The 5,628-nt window shown below is 63.5% G+C and carries 9 protein-coding genes; 5 read left to right on the forward strand and 4 right to left on the reverse strand.

Going from position 1 to position 5,628, the window contains the following annotated elements; genetic code table 11:
• Window positions 1-363 precede the first annotated feature (363 nt).
• Window positions 364-687, reverse strand: coding sequence for a hypothetical protein (locus MOV74_RS29980; RefSeq protein WP_246930324.1), 324 nt, complete (start codon window positions 685-687; stop codon window positions 364-366).
• A 136-nt stretch (window positions 688-823) separates the two neighbouring features.
• On the opposite strand from MOV74_RS29980, the gene MOV74_RS29985 reads away from it, so the two are divergent.
• From MOV74_RS29985 to bfr, 3 genes are all read left to right on the forward strand, one after another.
• Window positions 824-1,129 (forward strand): hypothetical protein, encoded by a 306-nt coding sequence (locus MOV74_RS29985; RefSeq protein WP_246930338.1) that lies wholly within the window; start codon window positions 824-826, stop codon window positions 1,127-1,129.
• A gap of 162 nt (window positions 1,130-1,291) precedes the next feature.
• Complete coding sequence (locus MOV74_RS29990; RefSeq protein ID WP_246930326.1) at window positions 1,292-1,564, forward strand: bacterioferritin-associated ferredoxin; 273 nt, start codon at window positions 1,292-1,294, stop codon at window positions 1,562-1,564.
• A gap of 134 nt (window positions 1,565-1,698) precedes the next feature.
• Window positions 1,699-2,187, forward strand: coding sequence for a bacterioferritin (bfr, locus tag MOV74_RS29995; protein WP_011089420.1), 489 nt, complete (start codon window positions 1,699-1,701; stop codon window positions 2,185-2,187).
• A gap of 194 nt (window positions 2,188-2,381) precedes the next feature.
• On the opposite strand, the gene MOV74_RS30000 is transcribed toward bfr, so the two are convergent.
• From MOV74_RS30000 to MOV74_RS30010, 3 genes are all read right to left on the reverse strand, one after another.
• Window positions 2,382-2,984, reverse strand: coding sequence for an MSMEG_1061 family FMN-dependent PPOX-type flavoprotein (locus MOV74_RS30000; RefSeq protein WP_246930328.1), 603 nt, complete (start codon window positions 2,982-2,984; stop codon window positions 2,382-2,384).
• A 71-nt stretch (window positions 2,985-3,055) separates the two neighbouring features.
• The gene (locus tag MOV74_RS30005; protein ID WP_246930330.1) at window positions 3,056-3,400 is read right to left on the reverse strand and encodes a hypothetical protein; all 345 of its coding nucleotides are present in this window, start codon (window positions 3,398-3,400) and stop codon (window positions 3,056-3,058) included.
• A gap of 167 nt (window positions 3,401-3,567) precedes the next feature.
• Complete coding sequence (locus MOV74_RS30010) at window positions 3,568-4,629, reverse strand: alpha/beta fold hydrolase (RefSeq protein WP_246930332.1); 1,062 nt, start codon at window positions 4,627-4,629, stop codon at window positions 3,568-3,570.
• Window positions 4,630-4,758: 129 nt separating this feature from the next.
• Here MOV74_RS30010 and MOV74_RS30015 point away from each other — a divergent pair, with 129 nt between their 5' ends.
• Entirely contained in the window at window positions 4,759-5,025 is a 267-nt protein-coding gene (locus MOV74_RS30015) for a DUF2277 domain-containing protein (RefSeq protein ID WP_246930334.1), read from the forward strand.
• Window positions 5,026-5,121: 96 nt separating this feature from the next.
• A complete protein-coding gene (locus MOV74_RS30020; protein ID WP_246930336.1) occupies window positions 5,122-5,343 on the forward strand; it encodes a hypothetical protein in 222 nt (73 codons plus the stop codon).
• Window positions 5,344-5,628: the final 285 nt, after the last annotated feature.

Consider the following 5,628-nt stretch of genomic DNA (forward strand, 5'->3'; position numbering starts at 1 on the left):
GCCGACGATCGCGCCGCCGATCAGGCCGGCCGCGATGCCGGCGCCGACGCCGTCATGGGCCTTGGCGGACGGAGTGGCGGTTACCAGCGAACCGGCGACCGTCGCAACCGTGAGGGCGGCAACTAGAGTCTTCTTCATGCTCAGGGCTCTCCTGGGAGATGGGTTCCTCTTGTTAGAGGCGCCCGGGTTTCAAAGGTTCACGCACACGCTGATGGAATTGGCCGTGCAGCTAGGAAGCGCGCAATTGGTCAACCCACGGTAAACGCACACGGAGCTGTGACGAGAAAAAGCGGTCTTTTTCGGGCCCGGAGATGAACGGCGCGTCCGTAGTAAAGCGGTCCAGACGAACCGCCCGCGACGCCTTTAGCCGCAGACTCTGACGCGGCGGACGCGCCAGCCGTAGCCGTCCCAGAAGCGCTGCTTCTGCCAGGCGCAGCCGCCACCGTAATAGCCATCGGAGACATAGCCCGGACCCGGCGCGTAGTAGCGGGGCGGGTAATAGCCGGGTTCGTAATAGCCCGGGCCGGGTCCGTAATAATACGGAGAGGCCAGCGCGCCGCCGACAATGGCGCCGCCGATGATTCCGGCCGCCACGCCCGCCGCGACGCCGCGCTGTGCATGGGCCGGTGTTGCGGCCGCAAAGGCCAAGGAGGCGACGGCAGTAACCGCCAGGAGCAACTTCTTCATGGGCTTGGCCTTTCGTAGGAATACGCGGGAACTCTTTGGGAGCAGAGTTCCATACTTCGTTTGAATGATGAATGAACGGCCCCTTTGCCGGGCACGACCAATGGTTATCAGGCACAGATGGGCCTGGGAGGCGACGATGGGCAATGCGGTGATAAATGCATTGATCGCGGCTGGAGTTGTCTTCGCGATCGGCTACGGCTGGATCGCGCACCTTCAGAACCGCAGCCAGCGCCGCTCGCGGGCCGCGGCCGGCGGCGACGGCGGTAATGGCGGTGGCGACAGCTACACGGGGACGAGTGACGGCGTCTCGCTGGGGAGCTGGTTTTCCGGCGGTTCGGGGAGCTCGAGCGACGGGGGCAGCTGTTCCAGCAGTGACAGCGGCGGTAGTAGCGGGGATTGCGGAGGTGGCGGCGACGGTGGTGGAGGGGGCGGCGGCGACTAGATCCGCTCTAATCTTGATCCAGCGCAACGCTGGGTTTTGGAGCCGTTCTAGGCTGCTGGTGGGGCCAGTTTGGAATAGCTTGAAATACCGCTTTTTCCTTTTGCATCCGGCCGGCCCGTTAAATATCGATGGTGACGCATCACCGAAGGGCCTGCCGCTTCCATGATCGTTTGTTCCTGTAACGTGCTGAGCGATGACGACGTCCGCGCCGCCGTCGCCGAGTCCGACGACGCTGTGCGCCATGCCAAGCAGGTCTATGGGTGCCTCGGCTGTAGCGCCGAATGCGGCCGCTGCGCCCGGACGATCAAGACCATCATCGACGAAGCGCTTGGCCCCTGCGCCCAGTCCTGCTGCTCGGGCTGCCCGCACAGCCACACCGTGGCCGCCAATGACGAGACGGCGCAGCCCGCTCAATTCGCCCTCGCGGCCTGCTGAAGGCCTTTCGCCAGCTTGGCTGAGCTTTTCCCAGGCTGCGTCTCCGTAGCCGGTTGCCCTCATTCGCAAACTGACTTAGAAGCATTCTAAACTCGGTTTAGGGCCGATTTGGACTGCAAGAGCTGGAGTGAACCATGCAGGGCGACGCAAAAGTCATCGACTATCTCAACAAGGCACTGCGTCACGAGCTGACTGCGATCAACCAGTACTGGCTGCACTACCGCTTCCTCGACAATTGGGGCCTCCTCGACATGGCCAAGGTCTGGCGCAAGGAGTCCATCGAGGAGATGGAGCACGCCGACAAGCTCACCGCGCGCATCCTGTTCTTCGACGGTTTCCCGAACATGCAGGTGCTCGACCCCTTGCGCATCGGCCAGAACGTCAAGGAGATCATCGAGTGCGACCTCGCTGCCGAGATGAGCGCACGTGCGCTCTACCAGGAAGCGGCCACCTACTGCCACGGCGTCAAGGACTACGTCACGCGTGACCTGTTCGAGAAGCTGATGAGCGACGAGGAGCACCACATCGACTTCCTCGAAACCCAGCTCGACCTGATCGGCCGCATCGGCCTCGAGCTCTACACCCAGAAGCACGTCGGCGGGCTCGAGGGCGAGGGGCACTAGATTGGCGCATTGGCGCTGCCACAAACTCGGTGTCGTCCCGGCGGAACGCCGGGACCCATAACCACAGGGAGTGGTTGTGGCGCGCGATGCTAACCACGGGTCTTCGCCAAACGACTTCCTGTGGTTATGGGTCCCGGATCGGCGCGCGCTTTAAGGCGCGCTTGTCCGGGACGACACTGTGATTGCAGCTACACCTACAGCTGCGTCTTGTAGAGTTCTTCCACGATCTCCTGGCTCGCCGGTTCGCCAAGCCCAGTCTGGTCGTGAATGACCGTCACGATGCTCGGCATCACCGACCGCTGCACCTTCTCGGGCGACCACAGCTTCGAGCGCATCAGCGCCTTGCCGCAGTGGAAATAGACTTCGCTGACCGCGACGTTCAGCACCGCGCGCGGCGGCTTGCCGAACTCCACCATAGAGGCGAGCAGATCCGGATCGGCCGACAGCGTGCCGCGTCCGCCGACGCGCAGCGTCTCGTCGATCCCCGGCACGAAGAACAGCAGATGCACGAAGCCCGAGCCTTCGACGACGTTGCGGAAACTGTCGATGCGGTTGTTGCCGGAACGGTCGGGCATCAAGATCTGGTTGGGACCTGCGACGTGGACGAAGCCGACACTGCCGCCGCGCGGCGAGGCATCGACGCTGCCGTCCGCGCCCGATGTCGCGAGCACGCAGAACGGCGACATCTCGATGAATTTCTTCGCATGCGCGTCGATCGCGGGACGCGCCTTCGCGATCACGCGCGGGCTCGGCTTGGCATAGATGGTGGCGAGGTCTTCGGCGCAAAGATCGGTCAACGGCGTGCCTCCGCATCAGCTTTGCGACAAGCTACCCGATCGGGCCGCCTCAGCCAACGAAATCCATCATGCTAGACTGCGTCCGCCGGCACGAAGCAGCTGATGATGATGGCGCCGCGGTGGTGAACGTACCAGACGACGGCCTGGCCGACCGGATTGCCCTGGCCGCGGATGATGGCGCGTTCGGGCACCTCCATCCATTGTCCCTCGATCGGCACCCAATAGGCGCCACTCCGCACGTCGTAGTCGGTGCGATGGCCGTCGGAGATGTCGCAGCAGGGCACGCCGTTCGGCGCGATCACGCTCTTGAACCAGGCGCGGATGTCGGGCGGGACGTGGTCGTATTGTCCGTTGTCGAACGCGAATGCGGCGCTCGTCAGCGCGGCCAGCCAAACGCACAGTGCGAGCCTGTGCATGCGATCCTCCTCGTCGCGTCGTGCCAGTGGCGCGCGATTGTCCCGCGCGTCGATTCGTATTGTTGACGCGATTAAGCCCGAGCTGTCAGCGCATTGCATGCTCAAATAATATGCGGCGCCGAGGCGCCGCATATGATGCGTTGCGATATGATGGCGCGCTCGGCGATCTACATCGCGCGCTGCGGCGTGGTCTCAAGCAACTGCCGCACCTGCTCGCCATAGAATTTCGCATTGCCGGTGGTGCCATGACCGCGCGTCTCGGCGCTCGCCGGGATCAGGAACAGGCGCCCGTTCTTGACCCGCTTCATCGCAGCGTCCGTGATGCCGGTCTCGGGCGGGTTGCGCTCGTCGTCGGCGGAATTGATCAGCAGCAGCGACGCTTCGATGGCCTCCAGCTTCTCGCCGGCATTGTAGTCGTGCGAGGACTCCCACTGATAGACGAAGTCGTTGGCATCCGCCGTGATCGGCGTCGCCAGCCGGTCGTCGACGATCTTGTCGGCCTTCGCTGCCGTCGGCGCCTGCGCCTGATAGGCCAGCGTGCCGCCGATGCTCGCGATGCCGTAGGCGGCGAGGGCATATTTCATCATGCGCGGCTGGCTGGTGTAATTGCCGCCGTTGTAGTCGGGATCGTTGCGGATGGTGTCGAGCATGATCCGACGCATCATCCAGTTGCGCGAGGCCATCTCGGTCGGCTGCGAGGCCATCGGGATCAGCGCATCCATCGCCTTCGGATATTTCTCGCCCCACAGCCAGGTCTGCATGCCGCCCATCGAATTGCCGATGACGAGCCGCAGATGCTTGACGCCGAGGCCCTCCGTCACCAGGCGATACTGCGCCTCGACCATGTCGTCGTAATTGTATTTCGGAAAGCTCGTCTTCATGCCGTCCGACGGCTTCGATGATTTGCCGTGGCCGATATTGTCGGGAATGATGATGTAATATTTGGAGGCGTCGAGCGGTTGCCCCGGGCCGAACAGTTCACCACCGAAGGAAGGCCCCAGCATACCGGTGCCCGAGCCGCCCGTTCCATGCAGCACCAGCACCGGCTGGCCGGTGGGCTCACCGACGGTGGTGTAATGCAGCTTCAGTTCCGGCATGGTCTCGCCGGTGTGGAATTTGAAATCCCTGGCGATCCAGTCGCCCTGCTTGGGGGCCGGATAATCGGCGGCCCATATCGGTGTCGAAAAGGACAGCAGGACAGCCGTCAATGCGGCGTAGGAAGCTTCCATGTTTCTCTCCCCCGTTGCGGCTCATGGTCGGCGCCCGCGTTGCGGGGGAACTTAGCAGAAGAGCGGAGAAGGATGTAGGATTTCCGCTCCGCCGATCGTCTTCAAGGAAATATCCGGAGAGACCCCTGCATGTGCCGCAACATCAAGACGCTGTTCAACTTCGAGCCGCCGGCGACGGAGGATGAGATCCACGCCAGCGCGCTCCAGTTCGTGCGCAAACTGTCCGGTTTCAACAAGCCGTCGCAGGCCAACGAGGCGGCGTTCGACCGTGCGGTGGCGGAGGTCTCGGAGGCCGCACGAAACCTCCTGACTTCGCTGCATACCCATGCGCCGGCGCGCGACCGCGAGATTGAGGCGGAAAGGGCGAGGGAACGCTCACGGCTACGGTTCGGCTAGCGATCGCAGAAAGTCATTCCGTGATCTGGCTCACGGAAGAAGGCCTCTTGGTGCGTGATGATGTTCGCCGGGATTTTGACAGCCCGGAGCACGATCATGAGCCGCCCCCTTCTTCCGCTGAAAGCAGGTGCCATCATCTTCACGCTGCTGTGGACGGCGTGGATGATGTGGTGGAGCGGCTCGTTCTCGAGCGCGAACGTGATCATCCTCGCTCTGTGCGGCGCGGCGGTCGGCTATCTCTGGTATCGCGCCATGCGCTGGCAGTTCGAGCGCATGGGCATGCTGCCGCGCAAAGATGATTCCTCGGCGGCTTCCTGAACCGAGTTCGTGTCCCGGACGCGGCGCGGCGCGTTGGCGGTGCGACGCAGAGCCGGGACCCAGAAAATCGCGAGCTAAGCCCTTACTCAGATGGGCCCCGGACGCGCGACTAGTCCTTGTGTTTCTTTTTCTTCTTTTTCTTGTGCCCCTCGCCTTCGCCGTCATCGCTCTCGTCGTCGACGACGGGCTCATCGGGCTCGTGCACGGCGGCCTCCAGCGCTTCGCGTTCGGCGGCCTCGCGTTCGCGTTGGCGGCGGCGCTCGTCCCAGGCGTCGAACAGTTGAT

The sequence above is a fragment of the Bradyrhizobium sp. SHOUNA76 genome (assembly GCF_023006445.1).
Classification (GTDB): Bacteria; Pseudomonadota; Alphaproteobacteria; order Rhizobiales; family Xanthobacteraceae; genus Bradyrhizobium.

Bases quoted from the DNA above. Each gene is read 5' to 3' on its own strand.
- MOV74_RS29980 (WP_246930324.1), bottom strand. From the start codon at position 687: ATGAAGAAGTTGCTCCTGGCGGTTACTGCCGTCGCCTCCTTGGCCTTT.
- MOV74_RS29985 (WP_246930338.1), top strand. From the start codon at position 824: ATGGGCAATGCGGTGATAAATGCATTGATCGCGGCTGGAGTTGTCTTC.
- MOV74_RS29990 (WP_246930326.1), top strand. From the start codon at position 1,292: ATGATCGTTTGTTCCTGTAACGTGCTGAGCGATGACGACGTCCGCGCC.
- bfr (WP_011089420.1), top strand. From the start codon at position 1,699: ATGCAGGGCGACGCAAAAGTCATCGACTATCTCAACAAGGCACTGCGT.
- MOV74_RS30005 (WP_246930330.1), bottom strand. From the start codon at position 3,400: ATGCACAGGCTCGCACTGTGCGTTTGGCTGGCCGCGCTGACGAGCGCC.
- MOV74_RS30010 (WP_246930332.1), bottom strand. From the start codon at position 4,629: ATGGAAGCTTCCTACGCCGCATTGACGGCTGTCCTGCTGTCCTTTTCG.
- MOV74_RS30015 (WP_246930334.1), top strand. From the start codon at position 4,759: ATGTGCCGCAACATCAAGACGCTGTTCAACTTCGAGCCGCCGGCGACG.
- MOV74_RS30020 (WP_246930336.1), top strand. From the start codon at position 5,122: ATGAGCCGCCCCCTTCTTCCGCTGAAAGCAGGTGCCATCATCTTCACG.